General features: G+C 60.6%; 22 protein-coding genes. 11 read left to right on the plus strand and 11 right to left on the minus strand.

What is annotated here, in order from left to right:
• The 3 genes from MJP36_RS02355 to MJP36_RS02365 form a co-directional block, all read right to left on the minus strand.
• On the minus strand, positions 1-1,755 hold the full coding sequence (locus MJP36_RS02355) for a bifunctional alpha/beta hydrolase/class I SAM-dependent methyltransferase (RefSeq protein ID WP_161548536.1): 1,755 nt from the start codon (positions 1,753-1,755) through the stop codon (positions 1-3).
• Between the two features lie 11 nt (positions 1,756-1,766).
• Entirely contained in the window at positions 1,767-2,387 is a 621-nt protein-coding gene (locus MJP36_RS02360; RefSeq protein WP_060756590.1) for a CDP-alcohol phosphatidyltransferase family protein, read from the minus strand.
• Between the two features lie 237 nt (positions 2,388-2,624).
• Positions 2,625-4,418: a hypothetical protein gene (locus tag MJP36_RS02365; RefSeq protein ID WP_244384792.1), complete on the minus strand. Its 1,794-nt coding sequence runs from the start codon at positions 4,416-4,418 to the stop codon at positions 2,625-2,627.
• A gap of 247 nt (positions 4,419-4,665) precedes the next feature.
• Between MJP36_RS02365 and hflK (MJP36_RS02370) the strand changes: the two genes are divergently transcribed.
• From hflK (MJP36_RS02370) to cfaB, 8 genes are all read left to right on the plus strand, one after another.
• The gene (gene hflK / locus MJP36_RS02370; RefSeq protein WP_244384795.1) at positions 4,666-6,582 is read left to right on the plus strand and encodes a protease modulator HflK; all 1,917 of its coding nucleotides are present in this window, start codon (positions 4,666-4,668) and stop codon (positions 6,580-6,582) included.
• 9 nt (positions 6,583-6,591) lie between these two features.
• Complete coding sequence (gene hflC, locus MJP36_RS02375) at positions 6,592-7,593, plus strand: protease modulator HflC (protein ID WP_161548619.1); 1,002 nt, start codon at positions 6,592-6,594, stop codon at positions 7,591-7,593.
• Entirely contained in the window at positions 7,590-8,624 is a 1,035-nt protein-coding gene (hflK, locus tag MJP36_RS02380; RefSeq protein WP_060756593.1) for a protease modulator HflK, read from the plus strand. The genes hflC and hflK (MJP36_RS02380) overlap by 4 nt, the downstream gene beginning before the upstream one ends.
• Positions 8,621-10,507: a cation-translocating P-type ATPase gene (locus MJP36_RS02385; protein WP_244384798.1), complete on the plus strand. Its 1,887-nt coding sequence runs from the start codon at positions 8,621-8,623 to the stop codon at positions 10,505-10,507. Before hflK (MJP36_RS02380) ends, MJP36_RS02385 begins: the two co-directional genes overlap by 4 nt.
• Before the next feature lie 118 nt (positions 10,508-10,625).
• A complete protein-coding gene (gene bufA2 / locus MJP36_RS02390; protein WP_060756595.1) occupies positions 10,626-10,877 on the plus strand; it encodes a BufA2 family periplasmic bufferin-type metallophore in 252 nt (83 codons plus the stop codon).
• Positions 10,878-10,944: 67 nt separating this feature from the next.
• Complete coding sequence (gene bufB, locus MJP36_RS02395; RefSeq protein ID WP_090367852.1) at positions 10,945-11,790, plus strand: MNIO family bufferin maturase; 846 nt, start codon at positions 10,945-10,947, stop codon at positions 11,788-11,790.
• On the plus strand, positions 11,781-12,569 hold the full coding sequence (locus MJP36_RS02400) for an HvfC/BufC N-terminal domain-containing protein (RefSeq protein ID WP_244384801.1): 789 nt from the start codon (positions 11,781-11,783) through the stop codon (positions 12,567-12,569). Before bufB ends, MJP36_RS02400 begins: the two co-directional genes overlap by 10 nt.
• 87 nt (positions 12,570-12,656) lie before the next feature.
• A complete protein-coding gene (gene cfaB, locus MJP36_RS02405; protein ID WP_198761059.1) occupies positions 12,657-13,841 on the plus strand; it encodes a C17 cyclopropane fatty acid synthase CfaB in 1,185 nt (394 codons plus the stop codon).
• Positions 13,842-13,867: 26 nt separating this feature from the next.
• Here cfaB and cls read toward each other — a convergent pair whose 3' ends face one another.
• On the minus strand, positions 13,868-15,307 hold the full coding sequence (cls, locus tag MJP36_RS02410) for a cardiolipin synthase (RefSeq protein ID WP_060756599.1): 1,440 nt from the start codon (positions 15,305-15,307) through the stop codon (positions 13,868-13,870).
• Positions 15,308-15,437: 130 nt separating this feature from the next.
• On the opposite strand from cls, the gene MJP36_RS02415 reads away from it, so the two are divergent.
• A complete protein-coding gene (locus tag MJP36_RS02415; protein WP_090367856.1) occupies positions 15,438-15,959 on the plus strand; it encodes a DUF3617 domain-containing protein in 522 nt (173 codons plus the stop codon).
• Here MJP36_RS02415 and MJP36_RS02420 read toward each other — a convergent pair.
• From MJP36_RS02420 to folE2, 6 genes are all read right to left on the minus strand, one after another.
• Positions 15,956-17,293, minus strand: a complete 1,338-nt coding sequence (locus MJP36_RS02420; RefSeq protein WP_104995061.1) for a dihydroorotase — start codon at positions 17,291-17,293, stop codon at positions 15,956-15,958. The two genes, MJP36_RS02415 and MJP36_RS02420, sit on opposite strands and share 4 nt — an antisense overlap.
• A gap of 3 nt (positions 17,294-17,296) precedes the next feature.
• Complete coding sequence (locus MJP36_RS02425; RefSeq protein ID WP_060756602.1) at positions 17,297-17,857, minus strand: gamma carbonic anhydrase family protein; 561 nt, start codon at positions 17,855-17,857, stop codon at positions 17,297-17,299.
• A 70-nt stretch (positions 17,858-17,927) separates the two neighbouring features.
• Positions 17,928-18,806 (minus strand): metal ABC transporter substrate-binding protein, encoded by an 879-nt coding sequence (locus MJP36_RS02430; protein ID WP_205344285.1) that lies wholly within the window; start codon positions 18,804-18,806, stop codon positions 17,928-17,930.
• 11 nt (positions 18,807-18,817) lie between these two features.
• Positions 18,818-19,684, minus strand: a complete 867-nt coding sequence (locus tag MJP36_RS02435; protein WP_205344286.1) for a metal ABC transporter permease — start codon at positions 19,682-19,684, stop codon at positions 18,818-18,820.
• Positions 19,684-20,352 carry a metal ABC transporter ATP-binding protein gene (locus MJP36_RS02440; RefSeq protein WP_198761056.1) on the minus strand — a complete coding sequence of 223 codons (669 nt, stop codon included), beginning with the start codon at positions 20,350-20,352 and terminating at the stop codon, positions 19,684-19,686. The genes MJP36_RS02435 and MJP36_RS02440 overlap by 1 nt, the downstream gene beginning before the upstream one ends.
• Entirely contained in the window at positions 20,349-21,239 is an 891-nt protein-coding gene (folE2, locus tag MJP36_RS02445; protein ID WP_244384803.1) for a GTP cyclohydrolase FolE2, read from the minus strand. The genes MJP36_RS02440 and folE2 overlap by 4 nt, the downstream gene beginning before the upstream one ends.
• A 127-nt stretch (positions 21,240-21,366) precedes the next feature.
• On the opposite strand from folE2, the gene MJP36_RS02450 reads away from it, so the two are divergent.
• Positions 21,367-22,590 carry an N-acetylmuramoyl-L-alanine amidase gene (locus MJP36_RS02450; RefSeq protein ID WP_104995058.1) on the plus strand — a complete coding sequence of 408 codons (1,224 nt, stop codon included), beginning with the start codon at positions 21,367-21,369 and terminating at the stop codon, positions 22,588-22,590.
• Here the strand turns inward: MJP36_RS02450 and MJP36_RS02455 are convergent.
• Positions 22,587-22,955, minus strand: coding sequence for a glutamine synthetase (locus tag MJP36_RS02455; protein WP_244384804.1), 369 nt, complete (start codon positions 22,953-22,955; stop codon positions 22,587-22,589). The genes MJP36_RS02450 and MJP36_RS02455 overlap by 4 nt on opposite strands.
• A gap of 125 nt (positions 22,956-23,080) precedes the next feature.
• On the opposite strand from MJP36_RS02455, the gene dksA reads away from it, so the two are divergent.
• Positions 23,081-23,485, plus strand: coding sequence for an RNA polymerase-binding protein DksA (dksA, locus tag MJP36_RS02460; protein WP_060756609.1), 405 nt, complete (start codon positions 23,081-23,083; stop codon positions 23,483-23,485).
• The last annotated feature ends 1 nt before the right edge of the window (position 23,486 follow it).

Below are 23,486 nucleotides of genomic sequence, written 5' to 3' on the forward strand. Positions count from 1 at the left end.
TCAGATCTTCTGTGCCAGGGACACGCTGAAAATGCCCCATTCATCCACGCGTTGGGTGATCTTGCGAAAGCCCGCCGCTTCGACCAACTGATCCATTTCCGCCTGGCTGCGACGGCGCATCACCCAGGCTTGGCCCTGGCGGTGGCTGGTCAGTGCACGCGCGATCAATTCCAGTTGCGGGTGCCACGGTTGGCCGGTGTAGACCAGGTAACCGCCGGGCTCCACCGCTTCGGCAAGGCCGGCCAACGAACCGCCGACCATGGCGTTATCGGCGAACAACTCATACAGCCCCGACACTACCGCCAGGGTTGGCTTGGGGTCCAACGCCGCCAGATCCGCCCGGTCAAAGGCATCGCCTTTGACGAACTGCGCGATATCCCCCAGGCCTTTCTCGCGAATCAGTGCGCCACCATCGCGCACGTTGATGTCGCTGTAGTCACGTAGCAGGATCGATTCCGGCAGCGGCGACACGCCCTGCAAGGCTTCCAGAATATAGCGACCGTGGCCGGCGGCAATGTCCACAATGCGTACTTGGCGATCATCGGCACGCAACTTGGCCATGGCCAAACGCAGCAGTTCCTCGACGTTGAGCTTGCGTTGGCGAATGCCGCGCCAGCCGATGGAGTTGAGGTAGTTGCTGTCGATCATCCGGCCCAGCCCGCCCTTGCCGCTGGGCTTGTTGCGGTACACATAGTCCAGGGTGCTGCCGGAGTCGAAACCGGTGTCGAAGCCCAGTTTCACCCCCTCCGACAGGGTTTTGCCCAGGCCCATGCTGGCGCGGGTCATGCGCCAATACAGGTCGCGCAGGGAATTACGCGGCAGTGGCGCTGCGAGGGCTTCGGACTCGGCGCAGGTGGCGCCCAGCTTATCGGCATCCAGCAATGAGGCGCGGTCCAGCGGCTGGGTGAAGTTTTGCAGGATAAAGCGCTTGGCACTGCTCACAGCCGGCGCACGGTCGCGTTCGCCAAGGGTGTCGTGGAAGAAGCCAGGGAGGATGTGCAGCTCTTTCTTCAGGCTGCCCAGGCGGTCGAAAAATTGCTGCTGGGGTTTGCGGTGCACCACAAAGTCGGAACCGGAGATCAGCAACTGCGTCGGCACCTGGATCGCCTGGGCATCGGCGACCACCCGATCAGCCGCTTCGTACAGGCCCAGCAGTACATTCACCGAGATGGCCTTGGTGATCAGCGGGTCGCTGTCGTAGGACGCCACGCGCTGCGGGTCGTGGCTGAGGAACTTGGCCTTGACGTAACTGTTGACGAAAAAATTGCCGCGAAACCTGCGCATCAGTGCCAGGCCCGGGCGTGCGAAGGGCACGTAGAGCTTGACCTTGAACGCCGGGGAGGCGAGCACCAGTACACGGATTTTCGGCGCGTAATCATGGACCCAGGTCGCCGCGATCACCGCGCCGACGCTTTGCGCGATAACGGCGAAGTTTTCTTCTGCAATGCCGTAGGTGGCGCCAATGTGGTCGCAAAAGGTTTGCACGTCACGGGCGCTGGTGGCGAAGCTGGGGCTGTCGCCACGCTCGCCGGGGGACTGGCCATGGCCACGGGCGTCCCAGGCGAAGAAGTCAAAGTGCGGCAGGTCGAGTTCGTCAACCAGATGGGCAATGCGCCCCGAATGCTCATGCCCGCGATGGAACAACAGGATTGCCTTGCGCGGCTCATCACTCGAAGGTGCGCTGGCCGGCCAGTGGCGGTAGAAAAGCTCGACGCCATCATGGGTCGTGAAGGTGTGCTCTTGTTGTTCGCGCATCGCAAAAATCCTTATGCAATCGGGGAGGTTTGTTCTTCTTTGAGGCCCTGGCGCACACGGTTGACCAGGGTGTAGGCGAGCAGGGCGGCAACCAGCCACATCAGCGTGTCGACCCAACCGGCGCCGAGCCAGCCGAGCGCCACACCGGTGGCCAGCACGCCCAATACAAAGGCACGGTCGCTCTTGCCCATTGGCCCGTCATAGCGGCGTGACGCACCGACCATCGGCCCCAGGACCCCGGCGTATTCGCTGAATACCGCCAACAGCGCTACCAGCACCACCGGTACCAGACTGACGCCGGGAATCAGCGCGAACGGCAGGATTAGTGCGCTGTCGGCGATCACATCACACAATTCGTTGAGGTAGGCACCCAGGCGCGATTGCTGGCCGAACTCGCGGGCGAGCATGCCGTCGATGGCATTGAGGGCCATGCGCAGGATCATCCACACAGGGATCAGCGCAAACAGCCACAGATGTTGGGCAAAGCCTGCGACCAGCAGGCCGACGAGCAAGGAAACGACCCCGGCCAGTACGGTGATCTGGTTGGCGGTGGTGCCATTGTCGTAGAGACGCTGCACGAGGGGGCGCAGCAGGTTTTGAAAGCGTGGCTTGAGTTGGTAGATGGAAATCATGGGGGGTGACGCTTCCTTGTCCGTTAACCCGTGAAAAACTGTGCTGAAGTGTGCCGATTTCTTGCCGCGGACTCTAGTGATGGCTCACCTTGGCCGCGTGTTTCTTGAGTTTTTGCGAAGTAGGACAAATCCTTTCGGACTGGTTGTCCCAAAAGTCGGGCCAGCAAAAAACAAGTGCCCGAGCGTTCCAAACGAGCGGGCACCGTTGAGAGGGCGGAACCTCAGGTTCGGAGCCCTTTACGCATAAATAATTTCGGAGTCGCGCCCGCTATATTCAATGACCATTCGTTTATTGGGCTTTCCGTATTCCGAATTGGTGATTTCTATGACCCGCAGCGAGTGCTCGTAGGTCTCATCTTCGCGTCGCCATGAAGGTTCCTGGCTGAAGACGCTATCGTTGTTTTTTAATTGGGTCCCCATCCTGTTTATTTTTTCAATAGCTTCTTTTTGGGCGGTACTGTCGATGTTGGAAATAGCCGTGTTCCGATGGTTTTCATCAATGATCGAGTTTGCTTGCGCCTTAGCATCTTCATGTGTTTCAATCAGGATCTCGCGCATGGACTTCAGCCCGTAAAAGCTAAGGAGCATGTCAACCGGAACCTTGTCATCTTTGATCGGCCGAAGTTTAATTCCGGTCTGGAAAGGTGCAACGACTTTGGCAACATCATTCAGCGGGTCAAGAGCTCCGGAATAGGCCGGGAATTGTTTGTCGAACTCATCGGCCGTATAACTTTTTGATTCGTTGCCCACCGTGGCATGGAATGTTCTAGTCTCAGGGTCAAAACTGAATTCACGGGCATTATTTTTTTTAGCCCACTCCGTAAGCGCTTTGTTTTCAAAGGCCTGATTGATTACACCGATCCAACGGTAAAACGAGGTGCCTTTTTCAACTGTTATCTCTGGAAGCGGTTTCGTAAATGCTTCTTCTGTCATCGTGGACATTATGTCGCCGATGGATTGGGAGAGCTCATAATCGGCAGGATTTTTGTGTTTAAGGGGCCATGCATTTAGATCCCGGTGGAGTTGGTCGGCAGACGATTCATATTCCACGACATATTTGGGCTGTGTCACAAAGCCTTCGTTGATATTTTGCAACCTGCGTTGCTGGCGTGAGAGTGCCCAGTCATTCTCCGGAAGGTTCAAGGTGTGTTCCGGGAATGCCTTGATTTTCTGCAGTTCTTTGCCCCATGCCGTGGAGGCCTCCTTGGTTTCTGGCGGCTTGATCCCATAGAAATTCTGAATCACATCAAGCGGTGCCTTGCCCTGTGGCCAGGCCGTGAATGCCACATCACTTCCCTCTGGCGCCAGCTTCTTGCAGGCATCGATCACTGGCTCAAGCCCCTGGCGAGCAGTCGGGTATCGCTCATAAAATTGCTCAACCGACATGCTCAAGGTGCTTCCATCATTTCTGACAAATTGAACCTTTTGGTATTTTGAGTCGTAGCTCAAACTGCCGGGAGTAATTTCATTGGTCTCGTACCACTTTTTCAGGATATTACTGGAGAATGCATTTCTTAATTGCTCAAGCCAACCATGAATTGTCGAGTTTTGATTGACGTCAATCATGGGCTGACTGTCAGTGGCCGGATCGTGTTTTAGCATATGCTTGGATACGGTCTGGCTCAGCTTGTAATCGCCCTCTTCATATTTATGTTCTTGTTCATATTCATCCAAGGTCAACGTAAGGCCGTCGGCGGAGTCGTCTTGATCCGCGACTTTTTGACGAACGGGTGGTTTCTCCGGAGGCAGATAACCCCAGAGATTTCCGTAGATTAGATAGTATTGATGCAATGCACCTCCTCCCTGCATGTGAATGACCGGTTGAGAACTCTCCGAAGGGGTGTTGACGCAGCGTGTCTTGCGTTGGGAAATTTGGTTGAAGTTGTCTTGGGCGTTTCTAGCGTCTATTGCCGATTTATCTTTTGAACGGACTTCAGTCTCGTGCTGTGGCACTTCTTGCTTAGGAGGTGTAACTGAATTTGTTGGATAGGAAAAATTTACGTTATGAGATGGATTGAAACTGATGGCCAATTCTCTGCTTCCTGTAGGACTGATAGTTGCGCCTATGTAATAAAATAGACGTGTCTTTGTGTGAAGCAAAGCAAGTGAAGCGTTCCAGCCAACTATTTATCTAAGTGTTTCTTTTACTTGTTTATGCAGTGATCCTGGATTCACAGGGCGGGCTGTGTTGAGAGCCCGTGTTCGATGCCTCATGGCCAAACAGAAATTTCACGTTTTTTGTTATAGGATAACGATCGGTTTTAGGTGGGTGTTGTGAATGCAAGTGGATCTAGAAGCTGACGGCGCTTCGGTTGAGGGCCTGCCGCGTTTTCAACAAGGGTTGTTCCATGCCCGTCGGTTGCGCCAGGCCGGCATCAGCCTGACGACCCTGGCGGTCGCGGGTTGGGTGCTCGCCCTGTTCGTCGCATTGTTCGCCCCGCTATCGATCTGGCCCGTGGTGCTGATCAACTGCTCCTCGGCGTTGCTGGTGCTGGTGGCCGGGTTGCAATCGGCGTGGTGGGTGGCCGATTGGCGCGCCCAGTCGCTGGAAGAGCCGAGCGCCGATGTGCCCGTGGCGGACACGGAAGGTTACACGCGGCTGATCGGGCGTCTGGGTAGTGGCCTGTTGGCGCAGATCGGCACCCCGGTATTGTGGTTATGCGGTTGGTCTCTACTGGTGCTGGTCAGCATCTTCGAGTTCTGGAACCTGGCGTTGCCCGCCGCCGCCGTAGGCCAGTCTGCCAGCATCGGCGCTGCCTTGGCGTTGGCGCTGGCCTTCGGTTTGCTGGTGTTCGAGCGCCGCCTGGCCCAGGAAACGCTGACGCAATGGCCGGAAGCTGAGCAATTGGCGCAATTGAGCCGGGTGGCAATCATCTGCCTGGTGATCAGTGCAATTTGCCTGTTGTTTGCCGGTGCCGAATCGGTCTGGCCGTTGCGGCTGGCGACGCTGATGGGGCTCTTGCCGGCGTTGGTGGCTTTGGAGTTCCTGCTCAGGGGCGTGCTGTCGTTGTTCAGCCCGCGCCAACCGCGCCTCGAACCGCGCTTGATGGCCCAGAGTTTTATTGCCGGGCTGCTGCGCTGGCCGCCGCAACCCCTGCTTGCCTTGCAGCATGAATTGCACAACCGCTTCGGCATCGACCTGCGCCAGATCTGGGCGTTTACCTACATGCGCCGGGCGTTTCTACCAGTGTTGCTGGTGGTTCTCGCCGTGGGCTGGTCGCTGACCGGCGTGCATGAAGTGCCCCTGCAAGGCCGCGGGATTTATGAACGCTTCGGTAAACCTGTTGAAGTCTTCGGCCCTGGCCTGCATGCCGGTTTGCCTTGGCCGCTGGGGCGCGTATTGAATGTGGAGAACGGCGTGGTGCATGAGCTGGCAACCAGCGTCAGCGAAGCCGCCACGCCCGAACTGGCTTCTGCCGAAGGCCCGGCGCCGACGATTGCCAACCGGTTGTGGGACGCCAGCCATGTGAATGACAAGTCTCAGGTGATCGCCAGCAGCAGCGGCGACAAGCAGAGCTTTCAGATCGTCAATATGGATGTGCGTTTTGTCTACCGTATCGGCCTGACCGATCAGGCCGCGCTCGCCGCCACTTACAACAGCGCGGATGTGCCGACGCTGATCCGCAGCACCGCCAGCCGTATTCTCGTGCACGACTTTGCTTCACGCACCCTCGACGAACTGCTGGGTGAGCAACGTACCAGCCTCGCCGATGAAGTGGGCCGGGCGGTGCAGGCAGACCTGAACAAGCTCGACAGCGGTGTGGAAATCCTCGCTACGGTGGTGGAGGCCATTCACCCACCGGCCGGTGCGGCCAACGCCTATCACGGCGTGCAGGCGGCGCAGATCGGCGCCCAGGCACTGATCTCCCGTGAGCGCGGAGCCGCCAGCGAGCAAACCAATCAGGCGCTGCTGCAAGCCAGCACGGTGCGCGACCAGGCCCAGGCCAGCGCCCGCGAAGTGAACGCCGGTGCCCAGGTCGCCGACCTGCGTTTTGCCGCTGAACAGAAGGCTTACGCCACCGCAGGCAAAGCGTTCGTGCTGGAACAGTACCTCGGCCAACTCAGCCAGGGCCTGGCCAATGCCAAACTGCTTATTCTGGATCACCGCCTGGGCGCCGATGTCGCGCCGACGATCGATCTGCGTTCTTTTACGTTGCCGGCTGACCCAATGGCGCCGCGCAAAGCCGTTCAATAAGGAGTTTGTCTGTTGAGCGCTCATTCTCACGATCATGACCACGGTCACCACCACCACCATCACCATGGCCACCACCATCACGGTGATGAACACGCCGCTGGCCCCTTCCCTTGGCGGCGAATGGCCTGGGCCGTGTTGCTGGTGCTGTTTGCGGTGGCGGCGGCGAGCCTGGTGCAGGTGCGTTCCGGCGAAGCCACGGTGATAACGCGCTTTGGCAACCCGTCGCGGGTACTGCTGGAGCCGGGCCTGGGCTGGCGCTGGCCGGCGCCGTTCGAAGCGGCGATCCCCGTGGACCTGCGCCTGCGCACGACCTCCAGCGGCTTGCAGGACGTGGGCACCCGCGATGGCTTGCGCATCATCGTGCAGGCTTACGTGGCGTGGCAGGTGCAGGGCGATGCCGACAATGTGCAGCGTTTTATGCGCGCCGTGCAGAACCAGCCGGATGAAGCGGCGCGGCAGATTCGCACGTTCGTGGGCTCGGCGTTGGAAACCACGGCGGCGAGTTTCGATCTGTCGAGCCTGATCAACACTGACGCCAGCCAGGTGCGCATCGCCGATTTCGAAGCGCAGTTGCGTCAGCAGATTGATCAACAATTGCTCACTACCTATGGCGTGCGCGTGGCGCAAGTGGGCGTGGAGCGTCTGACCTTACCGTCAGTGACCCTCACCGCTACCGTCGACCGCATGCGTGCCGAACGTGAAACCATCGCCACCGAGCGCACTGCCGTGGGCAAGCGTGAAGCCGCGCAGATTCGTTCCGCTGCCGAGCGCGATGCGCGGATCGTGCAGGCTGACGCCACGGTGAAAGCCGCCGATATCGAAGCGCAATCGCGGGTCGAAGCCGCGCAAATTTATGGCCGCGCTTACGCAGGTAATCCGCAGCTGTATAACCTGCTGCGTTCGCTGGATACCTTGGGCACCGTGGTCACGCCAGGCACCAAGATCATCTTGCGCACCGACGCCGCGCCGTTCCGCGCACTGGTCGATGGGCCCAAGGACATCCAGCCATGATCGAGCGTGACAACCCGGACAGCCCATGGATCCAGGCCGGGCGCCTGACCTTCGTGGCGCTGTACGCGGTGACCGTTTTGGCGGCGTTGGCCTGGGCGTTTTCCAACGTACGCCAGATCGACCCGCAGAATCGTGCGGTGGTGTTGCACTTCGGCGCACTGGATCGGATTCAGAATGCCGGGCTGCTGCTGGCCTGGCCGCAGCCGTTCGAGCAAGTGGTGCTGTTGCCGGCGGCGGACCGCGTAATCGAGCGTCGGGTGGAGAACCTGCTGCGCTCCGATGCGGCGACGCAGGCTGATCGCGTGGCCAGTTTCGCCACGCCGTTAAGCGATTCCCTGGCCGGCTCCGGTTACCTGTTGACCGGTGATGCCGGCGTGGTACAGCTGGATGTACGGGTGTTCTACAAAGTCACCGAGCCCTACGCGTTTGTGCTGCAGGGCGAGCATGTGCTGCCGGCCCTGGATCGCCTGGTCACCCGCAGCGCCGTGGCCCTGACCGCCGCGCGCGATCTGGACACGATCCTGGTGGCGCGCCCTGAATTGATAGGCACCGACAACGGCGCCGCCGAGCGCCGCGAGCGACTGCGCGGGGACTTGGTGCAGGGCATCAATAAACGGTTGGCCGAGTTGGCCACTACGGGCTTGGGGTTGGGCATCGAAGTCACTCGCGTCGATGTGCAGTCGAGTCTGCCGGGCCCGGCGGTGAATGCGTTCAACGCGGTACTGACCGCCAGCCAGCAAGCTGATAAAGCGGTGGCCAATGCGCGCACCGACGCGGAAAAACTCACCCAAACCGCCAACCAGACGGCTGACCGCCTGGTGCAGGTCGCCCATGCCCAGGCCAGCGAACGCCTGGCCAATGCCCAGGCGCAAACCGCCACCGTCGCCAGCCTGGCCCAGGTGAAAGACCCCGGCTTGCTGCTGCGTCTGTACCGCGAGCGGTTACCGAAAATTCTCGGCCAGGCCGGCTCCGTGACCACGGTCGATCCTAAAGACGACTCCCGCTTGATTATCCAGGGAGCCGAACAATGAGCGCACCCATGCTGACTTCAGCCGAGCAGCGCAGTGCTGCCCGGCAATTGACCTTGGCCATGCTGGCCCTGGGGTTGTTGATATTGGGCTTGGTGTGGCGCTGGCTGGCGCCGGACCAGACAGGCGTGAGTCAGTTGTTGCTGGGCGTGGCATCGTTGCTAGTGGCCGTACCCGTGATGCGCTCGGCCTGGTACAGCCTGCGTTTTCCCAGCCTGCACGGGATCACCGATCAACTGATCGCCCTGGCGATGCTCGGTGCCTGGGCCACGGGCGATCTGCTGACGGCTGCGTTGCTGCCGATCATCATGATCTTCGGTCATGTGTTGGAGGAGCGCAGCGTGATCGGCTCCCAGGAGGCGATCCATGCCCTGGGCAAACTGACCCGCAGCCATGCGCGGTTGGTGCAGGCCGACGGCAACATTGTCGAAGTGGATAACGGAACGCTGAACACTGGCGATATCGTCGAAGTGCGCGCCGGTGATCGAGTGCCGGCTGATGGCGTGGTGCTGTCGGGGCAGGCGAGCCTGGATACGGCGCCGATCACTGGTGAGTCGGTGCCGCTGGAAGCCAGCGTGGGTGTGCAGGTGTTTGGTGGGGCGATCAACCTCGATGGCTTGCTGCGCCTGGAAGTGACCCGCACCGGTAACGAGTCGACCTTGGGCAAGGTGATCGCGCTGATGCAGAACGCCGAACGCTCCAAGCCGCCGATCACACGGCTGCTGGAGCGTTATGCCGGCAGTTATATGGTACTGGTGCTGTTGTTGGCGGCGGTGACCTGGTTTGTGACCAATGACGCCCAGGCAATGCTGGCGGTGCTGGTGGCGGCGTGCCCGTGTGCCTTGGTGCTATCAGCACCGGCCACGGCGATTGCCGGGATCGCCGTGGCGGCTCGGCATGGGATCCTGATCCGCAGCTCGGCGTTCCTGGAGGAATTGGCGGACCTGACCTCGTTGGTGGTCGACAAGACCGGCACGCTGACCTTCGGCACCTTGCGTCTGCAATCGATCGAAACCACCGCACCGGATCGGCAGGTGTTGTTGAATCTGGCGGCCAGCCTGGGTTCGGCCAGCAGTCATCCGGTCAGCCGTGCGTTGGCGAGCCTGGCGACCCAGGAGCAAATGCTCGCACTGACCGACATCCGCGAACGCCAGGGCCTGGGGGTGGTGGCACAGACCGAACAGGGCGAAGCCGCGCTGGGCCGGCCGGAGTTGTTCGAACAATTGGGTATCGCGACAACGTCCGTTCCGAACCACGACGGCCCGATTGCCGGGTTGGCGTTGAATGGGCGGTTCCTGGCCTGGCTGCTGCTGGCCGATAGCGTCAAGCCGGAAGCACGCCAAGCGCTGCAAGAGCTGCGCGAGCTGGGCCTGGGACGCCAACTGCTGCTGACCGGCGACCGTCAAAGCGTCGCCGACAGCCTGGCGTTGGACGTGGGCATCAGCGATGTCGAGGCGCAAGCCTTGCCGGAGGACAAGCTCAACCGCGTGCTGGGCGAGATCGGCAGTGGTTTCCGCCCGATGGTGGTGGGCGACGGTATCAACGACTCCCTGGCACTGAAGGCCGGTGTGGTCGGCGTGGCGATGGGCGCCGGTGGCGCGGACATCGCCCTGGCGTCGGCGGATGTGGTGCTGATCGGCAGCGACTTGCGGCGTCTGGGCACCTGTGTGCGCTTGAGCCGCCAGTGTCGACACACTTTGCAGGTCAACGTCGTCATCGGCCTGGGGTGGACCCTGGCGATCGTGGTGTTTGCCGCCTTTGGCTGGCTGGGGGCCGCAGGCGCAATGATTGCAGCGGTATTGCATAACCTCAGTACGTTGTTGGTGCTGGGCAATGCTGGGCGTTTATTGCGTTTCCAGGAGCCGCTTTTGAAGCTCGAGGAATAATTTCCGGAAGTTTTTTCAAAAGGCTGTAACGCCGCCAAGGGACCTCACTCTAGTGGTGTGTCGAGACTGAACAAACCGTTCAGACCGACACCCACTATCGATCTCTGAGGAACCAAAAATGAACATTAAAAATGCCGTTTCCGGTGCTGCCCTGGCCATCGCTGCCGCCACTATGTTTGCTGGTGTTGCTACCCAGGTACAGGCCGCCGACGCTACTGTTCATTGCTACGGTGTGACTTCTTGCAAAGGCATGAATGACTGCAAAACCGCTGAAAACGCTTGCAAAGGTCAGGCGGTCTGCAAAGGCCACGGCTTCAAGGCCATGAGCAAGGCAGCGTGCGACGCGGCTGGCGGCAAAGTCGGCGAGTAACCGGCAACCGAGTGCAACCGCAGCGGATGCCCTTTGCCGCTGCGGACACTTTGCCCAGGAGTGCATCATGTCCGCTTCCTTTCCGAGTCTGGGTTACGGCCTGGGCCTGCGCAGTGAGTACTACCAGCAGATCCTTGAACAATCACCGGCGGTGGATTGGTTCGAGGTCATCTCCGAGAATTATCTGGTCCAGGGCGGTAAAGCCTTGTATTACCTGGAGGCGATAGCCGAGCGCTATCCCCTGGTGATGCATGGCGTGTCCTTGTCCATCGGTGGGCCCCATGCCCTCGATACCGATTACCTGAAGCAAATCAAACAGCTCGCCGTACGTCTGCAACCGGCGTGGGTTTCCGATCATCTGTGCTGGAGCCGCGGCAGCGCGCATCAGTTGCATGATTTGCTGCCGTTGCCCTATACCGAGGAGAGCCTTTACCACGTGGCGGCGCGTGTTCTGCAAGTGCAGGACGTACTGCAGCGTCCACTGGTGCTGGAAAACGTCTCCAGCTATGTGCGTTCCAAGGCGGATGAATTTACCGAATGGGAATTCCTCAATGCCTTGACCCACCTGACGGGCTGCCAGTTGTTGCTGGACGTCAACAACGTCTACGTCAGCTCGCGTAATCACGGCTTCGATGCCTGGACTTTCATCCGCAACCTGCCGCCACACAGCATTCGCCAACTGCATCTGGCCGGGCATATGGACTACGGCGACTATGTCGTCGATACCCATGACCATCCCGTGTGCGATCCGGTGTGGGCGCTGTATCAACAAACCCTGGAACACCTGGGGCCGATCTCGACGCTATTGGAGCGCGACGATCATTTTCCACCGTTTGAAGAGTTGCTCACCGAGCTGGGCAAGGCTCGTGAACTGGGCGCTGCTGCGCTGGCCAGGAGGTCGCTATGCGCCTGACCGACTGGCAATTGGCCTTTGAGCAGCATCTGTTATCCGCAACCCCGGCGGCCAACAGCGGTTTTGCCGACACGTTGCTGGGGGGGCCGACGCTGGATGTCGACACGGGCCTGGCGATCTATCACAACGCCTACCTGGCGCGGCTGCAGGAAGTGCTGCGGCATGACTTCGGCGCCATCTGGTATTGGCTGGGGGATGAAGAGTTTGCGTCTCTGACCGAAGCCTACGTGCGTCGTTATCCGTCTGCCCATTACAGCTTGCGCTGGCTGGGCGAGCGGTTCCCTGCGTTTATCGTCGAGCATTTGGTGGCTGAACAGAGCGCGCCGCTGGCCGAACTGGCGCGGCTCGAATGGGCCTTTACCCTGGCATTCGATGCACCGCAGGGTGAGCCGCTTGGCTTGGATGACATGGCGCAACTGCCGCCTGCAGACTGGCCGGGTTTGCAGGTCGCCCTGGTACCTTCGGTGCAGCAGATGCCGTGCCATTTCAACAGCGTGGCGATATGGCGTGCAAGCAAGGATCAGTCGGACTTCCCCGGCAGTCACGCACTGGCGCCGGCACACAACTGCCTGGTATGGCGTCACCAGAACGTGTGCCACTACCGCAGCCTTGAACCTGATGAAGCGTTTGCCCTGGCGGGAATGGTGACCACCGGCTGGAATTTTTCAGAACTGTGCGCGCAATTGGTAGTCACCTATGCAGAGGGTGCGCCACTGCAGGCGGTTACGTGGCTTAAGCAGTGGGTCCAGGATGGTTTGCTCGAACGTAGAGCCCCATAGAAGAGCACTATCAATTCGATAGCCTCCTACTTTGTCTTCTGATGGTCTACCCTCACTCCAGACGTCTGAAACAAGGGGGGACTACTCATGCTCGCGCAACTTCCACCGGCCTTACAGAATCTTCAGCTACCGCTGCGTCTTCGACTCTGGGACGGCCATGAATTCAACCTGGGCCCTGCGCCCAGTGTGACCATCGTGGTGAAGGACCCCACGGTCGTGTCCCAACTGACCCATCCAACGCTCGATTCACTGGGCGAAGCCTTCGTTGAGGGCAAATTGGAGCTGGAAGGCTCCATTTCCGAGGTCATCCGGGTGTGTGACGAGCTCAGTCATGCCCTGATCGACGACGACGAGGGGAGTCGTCCGGTGCGCTCGATCCACGACAAGGCCACCGACGCTGCGGCAATTTCCTACCATTACGACCTGTCCAACGAGTTCTACCAGCTGTGGCTGGATCAGGACATGGCGTACTCCTGCGGTTATTTCGAAACCGGCAGCGAAACCCTCGACCAGGCCCAACAAGACAAATTTCGCCACCTGTGCCGCAAACTGCGGTTGCAGCCGGGTGAGTATTTGCTCGACGTAGGCTGTGGCTGGGGTGGGCTGGCGCGCTTTGCGGCGCGGGAGTTCGGGGTCAAAGTATTTGGCATCACCTTGAGCAAGGAGCAGTTGGCGCTGGCCCGGGAACGGGTGAAAGCCGAGGGCCTGGACGACCAGGTTGACCTGCAATTGCTCGACTACCGTGACCTGCCTCAGGATGGCCGGTTCGACAAGGTGGTGAGCGTGGGCATGTTCGAACACGTCGGCCACGCCAACCTGGCGCAGTACTGCCAAACCCTGTTTGGCGCGGTGCGCGAGGGCGGTTTGGTGATGAACCACGGTATTACCGCCAAGCACACTGACGGTCGTCCTGTCGGCCGCGGCGCCGGGGACTTCATCGAGCGTTATGTCTTCCCCAACGGCGAGTTGCCGCACCTGGCGATGATGACCGCCGAGATCAGTGAAGTCGGGCTGGAAGTGGTCGACGTCGAAAGCCTGCGCCTGCATTACGCACGCACCCTGGACCACTGGAGCGAGCGCCTTGAGGACAACCTTGAAGCGGCGGCGCAGATGGTGCCGGAGCAGGCCTTGCGGATTTGGCGGTTGTACCTGGCAGGCTGCGCTTATGCGTTTGCGCGGGGCTGGATCAACCTGCACCAGATCCTTGCGGTGAAACCCCATGCCGATGGCAGCCATGAACTGCCGTGGACACGGGAAGATCTCTACCGCTGACGTTCAAAACACCGCCCCTCCCACATTTAGAGAATCGGGGAGATCAGTCGTGCGACCCGCATGCCCAGTTGTTGCAGGCGGCGGGTCTCGCGGCTTTCTTCTTGGCTGACTTCATGGGCCAGGGCGAAGTCGTCCATCAGCATTTGCTCGACTTCACCGGCAAACGCCTCATCCACCGTCAGTAACATCACTTCAAAATTCAGTCGGAACGAACGGTTATCCATGTTCGCACTGCCGATGGCGCTGATTTCGCTGTCCACCAACACCACTTTTTGGTGCAGAAAGCCCGGCGTGTAGCGGAACACGCGCACCCCGGCGCGTACGGCTTCGATCGCGTAAAGGCTGGACGCAGCGTAGACGATGCGGTGGTCGGGACGTGAAGGCAGCAGCAGGCGTACGTCGACGCCGCGCAGCACGGCCAGGCGCAGCGCGGAGAACACGGCCTCATCGGGGATGAAATACGGGCTGGTGATCCACACTCGCTCGGTTGCCGCGTGGATGGCTTCGACGAAAAACAGTGAGCAGGTTTCATACGAGTCGGCCGGCCCACTGGCGAGCAACTGGCAGAGTACGCCGTCTTCGGGGTAGGCGTCCGGCAGGATCAGCGGCGGCAACTTGCGCGCGGCCCAGAACCAGTCTTCGGCAAACGACTCTTGCAGGCACGCCACCACCGGACCGGTCACCTGTACGTGAGTATCGCGCCACGGCGCCAGGGGCGGCTTTTTGCCCAGGTATTCGTCACCGACGTTATGCCCGCCGACAAACCCGGTGATGCCGTCCACCACCACGATCTTGCGGTGGTTGCGGAAGTTGACCTGGAAACGGTTGAGCCAGCCGCTGCGCGTTGCGAACGCCTTGACCTGTACGCCTGCGTCGCGCAGCGATTGCACGTAATGATGGGGCAGGGCATGGCTGCCGATGCGGTCATACAGCATATATACGGCTACGCCCTGGGCAGCCTTTTCCTTCAGCAGAGCATGCAACTGCCTGCCCAGTTCGTCGTCATGAATGATGAAAAACTGGAACAGCACGGCGCTCCTGGCACTGCGGATCGCGTCGAAGATTGCACTGAAGGTGGCATCACCATTGATCAACAAGCGCACTTGGTTGTTGGCCAGGCACGGCATGCGTCCCAGCTTGGGCATTGCGCGCAGCGACGCGTAGGCGCTGGAATTGCGTGCGGCGAGGGCTTCTTCGACCCAAGGGCGCCAGTTCAGCTCGGCAATGGCGGTGTGCATTTCCTGGTTGGCCTGGCGGCGTGCCTGGATATAAGCGTCGAAGGTGCTGCGGCCGAAGATCAGATAAGGGATCAACGTGAGGTATGGCATGAACATCAACGACAACGCCCAGGCGATCGAGCCTTGGGCGGTCCTGACAGTCAGCACAGCGTGGATCGCGGCGAGAGTCCCGAGAAAATGCAGCGTGGCAATGAAGTAGGCGAGCAGGTGCGGGCCAAAAAAATCCATGGACGACATATCTCCAGACAATCGACTGCCTAACAGACCATGAACGGCTGCGAATGTCGCTATTTTATTTGCCGTGCAACACTGGCGCCTTTGCGGCGTCTAACGCCCACAATTACCCAGGAGTTACTCGATGAATGCTCGTCTGCTTGGTTTGGCCATGGTTGTTGGATTGTCGCTGCCCGTGGCGGCTCAGGCGCAGATGCTGGCGCCGGGGTTGTGGGAATTGACTACCAGCAATATGAAAGTTGATAACCAGGACTTGCCGGACCTTTCGCTGATCCTCGGTCAGCTCAAGCAACAGATGACTCCCGAACAACGTGCAATGCTGGAAAAACAGGGCATCACCATGGCCGGCAAAGGCGTGCAGGTGTGCCTCACGCCTGCTCAGGTCGCCTCCGATTCGATCCCGCTGACCGATCCGCAATCGGGCTGCAGGCAGGAAGTGACCGACAAGACCGGCAACCAGTGGAAATTCCGTTTCAGTTGCCCGAAAGCCCAAGGTAGTGGCGTCGCCACCTTCCAGAGCCAGAAGGAGTTCAGCACCACCGTCAACGGCACCTTCAATGCCACCGGCATCCAGCAGAAGGGCAGCCTCGACACCCATGCCCAGTGGCTGGGCAACGACTGCGGTACGGTCAAACCCCGCGCTTAACGCAAAAAATGCAGGGGCAAGCCCTGGCAACTGTCGACGACCTGGCCGTTGTGCCACGCCAAGTGGCCGGACACCAATGTGGTGCTGACGCTGTGGCGAAAGCTGCGTTCGGCAAACGGTGTCCAGCCGCAGCGTGCCAGGATCGGTTGGTTGCTGACGGGTTTGCCTTCGGGCTCGGGTCGGATCAGCACCAGGTCGGCCCAATAGCCTTCGCGTAAGTAGCCGCGTTCGGGAATGGCAAACAGGTCAGCCACTCGGTGGCTGGTCTTCGCCACCAGCGTGGTGAGCGGCAGGTGCCCGTCAGCCACCAACTCCAGCAATGCCGGCAACGCATGCTGCACCAGCGGCAGCCCGGACGGCGCTTCTCGATAGCCCAGCTGTTTCTGCGCCCAGGTATGCGGAGCATGGTCGGTGCCGATGACATCCAGGCGATCACTCAACAAGGCACGGCGCAGAGCGTCGCGGTCGGCGCGGGTCTTGATGGCCGGGTTGCATTTGATCTGGTGGCCGAGACGGTGATAGTCGCGGTCATCGAACAACAGGTGGTGCACGCAGACCTCGGCGGTGATGCGTTTTTCAGACAAGGGTTTGTCTTCGAACAGAGCCAGTTCGAGCGCGCTGGTCAGGTGCAACACATGCAACCGCGTGCCGTGACGTTGGGCCAACTCCACGGCAAACGAAGACGAGCGGTAACAGGCCTCGGCATCGCGGATCAGTGGGTGGGCAACGGCGGGAATCCGTTCGCCGAAGCGCTCGCGCAGACGCTGTTCATTGGCCAGGATGCTGGGCGTGTGTTCACAGTGGGCCAGCAGGAGGGTCGGCACTTCGGCAAACAGTCGCTCCAGAATACGCGGGTCGTCCACCAGCATATTACCGGTGGAGGCCCCCATGAACACTTTGACCCCGGCGACTTCCCGTGGGTCGAGGGCGGCCACGGTATCGAGATTGTCGTTGCTCACACCAAAGTGAAAGCCGTAATTGGCCACCGAATTCAAGGCGGCGCGGCGCTTTTTATCGGCCAGCGCCTCCAGGGTCAGGGTGGCAGGGTGGGTGTTGGGCATGTCCATGAAACTGGTGATGCCACCGGCCACCGCGGCGCGGGACTCGCTGTAGAAGCTGCCTTTGTCCGGCGCGCCAGGTTCGCGAAAGTGCACCTGGTCGTCGATCATGCCTGGCAGCAGCCATTGGCCCTGGGCGTCGATCTCCACCGGCTCGTTGCCGCCTTCGATGCTGCCGGCGATTTTCTCGATACGACCATTGGCGACCAGCACATCAGCGTCGAACTCCAGGCCTTCATTGACCAGGCGGGCATTGCGGATCAGCAGGCGGCTCATGGCTCAGAACTCGTTTTGCAGGGCTTTGTAACCCCGCACCAGGTCGACGTTGGTGCGGGCCACGTCTTCGGAAAACTCCGAGGCGCTGACACTGACCGGCGGGAACTGCGACAGGTCGGTGTGAGGCCCGATGCGCGTGGTGGACGGCACGTAGAAGGCGGCGGGCAAGTCGCGGCCGTCGACCACCGAGTTGTGGCGCACCACACAACCGTCGCCCACGGCGCAGTTGAACAGCACGCTGTTGAAGCCAATGAACACTCGGTCGCCGACGGTGCAGGGGCCGTGGACGATGGAGCGGTGCGCGATGGAACTGAACTCACCAATCGTCACCGCCGCGCCGGATTTGGAGTGGATGACCACGCCATCCTGGATGTTGGAGTTGGCGCCGATGGTGATGGGGTCCATGTCGCCGGACGCGTCGACTTCGTCGGCGCGGATCACGGCATAGGGGCCGACGAACACATTCTCGCCGATGATGACTTTGCCGCAGATGATTGCGGTCTTGTCGACGTAGGCCGATTCGGCGATCACTGGGAGATCGCCGGAAGGGTTCTTGCGGATCATGCGTCTGGCTCCGTAATGATAGGGACGTAATTGCCAGGGGCCGTCTTTTCCCGGTCGAGCATGCTCAAGGTCATGGTTTGCTCAGGGCGGCGCACAGGGTGTTGAGGTTGTATTCGAACAGCCCGGTGAAGGTGCTGGCCGGGCCTTCTGCGGCGAGGGCGTCGGAGTACAGCGTGCCGCCGATCTGCGCGCCGCTTTCGTCTGCAATCTGCTTGAGCAGGCGCGAGTCCTTGATGTTTTCCATGAACACGGCCTTGACCTTGTCTTTGCGGATCTGGGTGATCAGCGCGGCCACTTCGGCGGCCGAAGGCTCACGTTCCGTCGACAGGCCCTGAGGTGCCAGGAACTGGATGCCGTAGGCCTGGCCCAGGTAGCCGAACGCGTCATGGGAAGTGACGATGCGACGGTTGCCCGCCGGCAGTGCGCCGAATTTGGTTTTGGCTTCGGCCAGCAGGCGGTAGATCTCTTTCAGGTACGCCTGGCTGTTGCGCAGGTAATCGGCCTTGTTGGCCGGGTCGGCTGCCACCAGCGCCTTGGTGATGTTGTTCACGTAGATTTCGGCGTTGGCCAGGTTGTGCCAGGCATGTGGGTCGGGGATGGTTTCACCGTCTTCTTCCATGGTGTGGGAAATCACGCCTTTGCTGGCGGTGACCACGGTCGCCTGGGTTTCGGTGCTGGTCACCAGGCGGTCAAGCCACGGCTCGAAACCCAGGCCGTTCTTGATGATCAGCTTGGCCTTGAGCAGCGCCTTGGCGTCATCCGGGGTGGGCTCGTAGGTATGGGCGTCGGCGTCGGGGCCGACCATGTTGCTGATCTGGATATGATCGCCACCGATCTGGTGGGTGATGTCATCGAGAATACTGAAGCTGGTAACCACCTGGAGTTTGTCGGCGGCCTGGACCATCGACAGCGGTAGCAGCAGGCTGAACAGCACGAGTAGAGCGCGCATCGGGAAACACCTCATTGGGATGTAAGCAAAGGCGGGCGGCGCAGCAAGCCGTGCACCGGACCGAAGACCACGGACAGCAGGTACCCGCCGCCAGCCACCAGCACGATGGCCGGGCCGCTGGGTAGCGAGTAGTAGAACGACAACAACAGGCCCAACCACACCGACAGGCATCCCAGCACCGCCGAGACGGCGATCAACACCGGCAGGCGCCGGCTCCAGAAGCGTGAAGCAATGGCCGGCAACATCATTAAGCCCACCACCATCAACGCGCCGATGGCCTGGAAGCCGATCACCAGGTTCAGCACCACCAGGGTCAGGAACAACCCGTGTGCGAGAGGGCCGAGGCGACTGACGGTTTGCAGGAACAGCGGGTCGAGGGTGTCCAGCAGCAGCGGCTTATAGATCAGTGCCATGGCGACCAGGCTGAAACCGGACACCCAGAGCATGCCTGTCAAAGTGGTTTCATCCACGGCCAGGGCGGAGCCGAACAGCAGGTGCAAGAGGTCCAGGCGCTTGCCGGCGAGGCCGAGGATCAGCACGCCGGCGGCGAGTGAGATGGGGTAGATGGCGGCGAGGCTGGCATCTTCACGCAGGCCGGTGCGGCGGGTGATCCATGCGGATAAACCCGCCATGCTCAGACCTGCGCCGAGGCCGCCGATGGTCAAGGCAGGCAGGCTGAGGCCGGCGAACCAGAAGCCCAGCGCGGCGCCGGGCAGGATGCCGTGGGCGACGGCGTCGCCGATCAGGCTCATGCGCCGCAGGATCAGGAATACCCCGAGCGGCGCTGTGCTGCAGGCGAGCACCAGGCCGCCGATCAGCGCGCGGCGCATGAAGACGAAGTCATGGAAGGGCAACCACAGGTGGGCGGTGAAATGCATCAAGCCACCTGCATGTGCGGTTGTGGACGGATCAGTTCCTGGCTCGACCCGAACACGCAGCCAGTGCTTTTGATGTGTACCACTTGCTGGGTGTGATGGCGCACGGAGGCGAGGTCGTGACAAACGATGACCACGGTGCGGCCCTCCTCATGCCAGGCATGTACATGTTTCCAGCACAGCGCCTGGCCTTCTTCATCGAGCGCCGCGTGAGGCTCATCCAGCAGCAAGACTGGCGCCTCAGCCAGGCTCATGCGAGCGAGCAGTGCACGCTGCAATTCGCCACCCGACAACGCCATCAATGGGCGGTGCTCAAGGCCGCTGAGGCACCAGTCTTTCAGTACTGTTTGCAGACGCTGGCTGCGTTGCTCCGGGCTGAGCTGGGTGCCCCAGAAGCCGGCGGCGACCAACTCTTGCAGGCTGATGGGGAACTGGCGATCGAGGTGTTGTTGCTGGGGCAGGAACGACAAGCCCCCGCGGCGTGGCACCTCCACGCTGACTTTGCCGGCCAGCGGCTTTTGCAGGCCGGCGATGACTTTGAGCAGGCTGCTTTTGCCGGTGCCGTTGGCACCAATGATCCCTGTAAGGCTGCCTTTTGCCAGCGTGAGATCCAGGGCGGGCGTCAGTGGCTGGCCGGGAGCGCCCCAGCGTAAGGCGGTGCAGGTGATCATGCAGAGGGTCTCGTCCAGCGGCTTTCAGCCACGGCATCATGCGCGTGCAGGCTTTCGGCGTGGATCACTTTCAGGTGGAAGGCTTTGACGGCATCCGAGCGTTTCAAGGCGAGGTTCAGGCGGCGGGCGGCGTCTTCGCAGAACATCAGGTTCTGCCCGTTGGCCAGGGCGAAGGCTTGTTCGTCCGCCCGTTTCACTGCGGTCTGTACGGCGGTGCCCAGGGCGGCTTCCGCGGCATTGATCAGGTCAGTGAACGGCAGGTGCTCGCCTTGCAGTTGAACGTGCAATTGGGCACTGCTGCGTTGGCTATGAGGAGTGGCAACGATGCCGCTGGCGCTGCCGAGCCAGGTCAACACGTCCGCATGCTGCAACTGGGCATTGGCAAAATCCTGGTGAAATTGCTGCTGAATCAACTGCCTGGCGAGGGCTGCCGAGCATGGGCAGGTTGAGGAGTAGGTAACGTCAATTTTTAGTTCCACGTGGAACATCTGGTTTTCCAGACGCGCTTCGATGCTCACCGGGTAGCTTTTCCAGCCGGCCAATGGACTGACGAGAGCCGGGCGTTTCAACAGCAGATCCGTGTGAATACGCAAGTAAGCGTTCTTAGATAATCCTTCATGACTGTCGAGAAAACGTTGAAGTACATTACGCAGAAGTGCAGGCGTCAGAAGCTGCTGATCCAGCATTTCCAGGGCCAGGTACAAGCGTGACATGTGAATGCCACGGGCCGCGCCATCGTCCAGGCTGACGCCGGCGTCGGCAATGGCGGTCAGGCGTTGGCCATCGATAAGGATGGGCAGGGCGATGCCGCACATGCCCACCCAATCGAGTGGCAAGGCTTGGCGTGAAGCCTGCGCGGCGATATCCGGCAGAGTCAGCGCATTCATGGGCAGGTCCATCGTTGGAAATAAAAAGACATGTTATATTATAACTATTGAGTCGACGATGATTTTTCTGCTTCAGCCTTTCTTCAGTCAAGTCGAGCAGGACGCTCCTTTATTTGCGGTATTTGCCATGCACAGACGTCAGCTCCTTAACCTGCTGTTGGTCAGTCCCCTGTTCACCTTGCCTTTGGGGGCTTACGCCACGCAGATTCGCAATGCGCGCCTGTGGCGCTCGGATGACAAACTGCGGTTGGTGCTGGATCTCAGCGGTCCGGTGCAATACAAGACCTTTTCCCTGACCGCGCCGGAACGGGTGATCATCGACCTGAGCGGTGCCGGGCTCGCGGGGGATTTTTCTCAGCTGGCATTGAAAAACAGTGGGATCACCTCGATCCGCTCCGGGCATTTCGGCAAAAACGACACCCGTATCGTGCTGGACCTGGCCGCGCCGATGCAGCTCAACAGCTTTCTCTTACCGCCGCAGGATGGCCAAGGTCACCGCCTGGTGCTGGACCTGACTAATGCCACCCACGCGCCTCGCCTGATGGCCTCAGAAACGGCGCCCCCAACAGTTGCATCAGCGGCGACGGTAGATAAAGCGCACCCCAAGCGTGACATCATCGTGGTGGTCGACCCCGGCCACGGCGGCAAGGACCCAGGTGCCGTTGGCTCCAAAGGCCAGCGCGAAAAAGACGTGGTGCTGTCCATCGCGCAGTTGCTGGCTAAACGCTTGAAGCGCGAGAAGGGCTTCGCCGTGAAACTGGTGCGCAATGACGACTTCTTCGTGCCGCTGCGCAAGCGCGTGGACATCGCCCGTCAGCACAAGGCCGATATGTTCATCTCGGTGCATGCCGATGCCGCGCCACGGCTGACGGCCTCCGGGGCGTCGGTGTATGCACTCTCCGAAGGGGGGGCTACCTCTGCCACGGCGCGCTTCATGGCTCAGCGCGAAAACGGCGCGGACCTGCTCGGCGCCACCACGTTGCTCAATCTCAAGGACAAGGACCCGATGCTCGCGGGGGTGATTCTTGATATGTCGATGAACGCCACCATCGCGTCCAGTCTGCAATTGGGCAGCTCGGTACTGGGCAGCCTGCAAAACATCACCACGCTGCACCAGAAACGCGTCGAGCAGGCAGGCTTTGCAGTGCTCAAGTCACCGGATGTACCGTCGATCCTGGTGGAAACCGGGTTTATCTCCAACACTCAGGACGCTCAGCGGCTGGTGACGGCGCGTCATCAACAAGCGGTAGCAGATGGCCTGTTCGAAGGCTTGAAAAAATACTTCCAGAAGAACCCGCCGATGAACAGCTATATGGCCTGGGTTCAGGAACAAAAGAACGGCCAGGTCTAACAACCGGTGATACGGCTGCACGTGAACTTGGCGCTGGCGCCACCTGAACTGGAGAACCGGTTGAGGGTGGTCCAGCCCACGCGCCGGGTGTAGCCGACCCACGCCTCACCATCGGACGCCAAACCGGTAAAGAACGTCAGCTGGCCGTAACGGCTGTTGGTCTGCGCCCAGTAGCGTTTGCCGATCACCTCGAACCCGCGCAAATACGTGGTGCTGCCGACAGTCGCCACGCTATAGGCGTTCCCCAATGGGTCCACACAGGCCAGCAAGTTGGCGCTGCGCGTGCAGTTGGCCAGCAGGCTCGGCGTTTGAGCGTGGGCTTGGCCTGCCGCAGCCAACAAGAGCGCGCACAACAGGTATTTCATCGGGGTTCTCGCAACAAGAGAGTGTTCCAGCATTGCGCCCTTCGTCGTAACGAGCAAGGGGGATTGGCTTATTTGCGTTGTTATACTATAACATTAAAAACCGCCTGACCCATGAACCGTTTCCCATGACTGAGCAAGACCTCCTGGCCCAACCGCCCGCCGATTACATGAATGAGGCCCAGCAAGGCTTCTTCCGCGAGCTGTTGCTGGCCCAGCGCAACGAGCTGCAAGCGCGTATCGACGCCGAGTTCCTGGCGTTACGCGAGCAGGAAACCAACAGCGACCCGGCGGATGTCGGCAGCGCCGAAGAACAGCGCCAATGGCAACTGCGCCTGCTGGAGCGCGAAAAGAAGCTGTTGGACAAGATCGACGACGCCTTGGAGCGGCTGGCCCGCGGTGAATACGGCTGGTGCCGTGAGACCGGCGAGCCCATCGGCCTGCAACGTTTGCTGCTGCGTCCCACGGCCACCCTGTGTATCGAAGCCAAAGAACGTGAAGAGCTGCGCGAACGCCATAAACGGGCGATTTGAC

The sequence above is a fragment of the Pseudomonas palleroniana genome (genome assembly GCF_022836895.1).
GTDB classification, from domain to species: domain Bacteria; phylum Pseudomonadota; class Gammaproteobacteria; order Pseudomonadales; family Pseudomonadaceae; genus Aquipseudomonas; species Aquipseudomonas palleroniana.

What these genes read in the sequence shown, in the direction of transcription:
- MJP36_RS02355 (WP_161548536.1), bottom strand. Translation starts at nt 1,755, where the DNA reads ATGCGCGAACAACAAGAGCACACCTTCACGACCCATGATGGCGTCGAG.
- MJP36_RS02360 (WP_060756590.1), bottom strand. Translation starts at nt 2,387, where the DNA reads ATGATTTCCATCTACCAACTCAAGCCACGCTTTCAAAACCTGCTGCGC.
- hflK (WP_244384795.1), top strand. Translation starts at nt 4,666, where the DNA reads ATGCAAGTGGATCTAGAAGCTGACGGCGCTTCGGTTGAGGGCCTGCCG.
- hflK (WP_060756593.1), top strand. Translation starts at nt 7,590, where the DNA reads ATGATCGAGCGTGACAACCCGGACAGCCCATGGATCCAGGCCGGGCGC.
- MJP36_RS02385 (WP_244384798.1), top strand. Translation starts at nt 8,621, where the DNA reads ATGAGCGCACCCATGCTGACTTCAGCCGAGCAGCGCAGTGCTGCCCGG.
- bufA2 (WP_060756595.1), top strand. Translation starts at nt 10,626, where the DNA reads ATGAACATTAAAAATGCCGTTTCCGGTGCTGCCCTGGCCATCGCTGCC.
- bufB (WP_090367852.1), top strand. Translation starts at nt 10,945, where the DNA reads ATGTCCGCTTCCTTTCCGAGTCTGGGTTACGGCCTGGGCCTGCGCAGT.
- MJP36_RS02400 (WP_244384801.1), top strand. Translation starts at nt 11,781, where the DNA reads ATGCGCCTGACCGACTGGCAATTGGCCTTTGAGCAGCATCTGTTATCC.
- cfaB (WP_198761059.1), top strand. Translation starts at nt 12,657, where the DNA reads ATGCTCGCGCAACTTCCACCGGCCTTACAGAATCTTCAGCTACCGCTG.
- cls (WP_060756599.1), bottom strand. Translation starts at nt 15,307, where the DNA reads ATGGATTTTTTTGGCCCGCACCTGCTCGCCTACTTCATTGCCACGCTG.
- MJP36_RS02415 (WP_090367856.1), top strand. Translation starts at nt 15,438, where the DNA reads ATGAATGCTCGTCTGCTTGGTTTGGCCATGGTTGTTGGATTGTCGCTG.
- MJP36_RS02420 (WP_104995061.1), bottom strand. Translation starts at nt 17,293, where the DNA reads ATGAGCCGCCTGCTGATCCGCAATGCCCGCCTGGTCAATGAAGGCCTG.
- MJP36_RS02425 (WP_060756602.1), bottom strand. Translation starts at nt 17,857, where the DNA reads ATGATCCGCAAGAACCCTTCCGGCGATCTCCCAGTGATCGCCGAATCG.
- MJP36_RS02430 (WP_205344285.1), bottom strand. Translation starts at nt 18,806, where the DNA reads ATGCGCGCTCTACTCGTGCTGTTCAGCCTGCTGCTACCGCTGTCGATG.
- MJP36_RS02435 (WP_205344286.1), bottom strand. Translation starts at nt 19,684, where the DNA reads ATGCATTTCACCGCCCACCTGTGGTTGCCCTTCCATGACTTCGTCTTC.
- MJP36_RS02440 (WP_198761056.1), bottom strand. Translation starts at nt 20,352, where the DNA reads ATGATCACCTGCACCGCCTTACGCTGGGGCGCTCCCGGCCAGCCACTG.
- folE2 (WP_244384803.1), bottom strand. Translation starts at nt 21,239, where the DNA reads ATGAATGCGCTGACTCTGCCGGATATCGCCGCGCAGGCTTCACGCCAA.
- MJP36_RS02450 (WP_104995058.1), top strand. Translation starts at nt 21,367, where the DNA reads ATGCACAGACGTCAGCTCCTTAACCTGCTGTTGGTCAGTCCCCTGTTC.
- MJP36_RS02455 (WP_244384804.1), bottom strand. Translation starts at nt 22,955, where the DNA reads ATGAAATACCTGTTGTGCGCGCTCTTGTTGGCTGCGGCAGGCCAAGCC.
- dksA (WP_060756609.1), top strand. Translation starts at nt 23,081, where the DNA reads ATGACTGAGCAAGACCTCCTGGCCCAACCGCCCGCCGATTACATGAAT.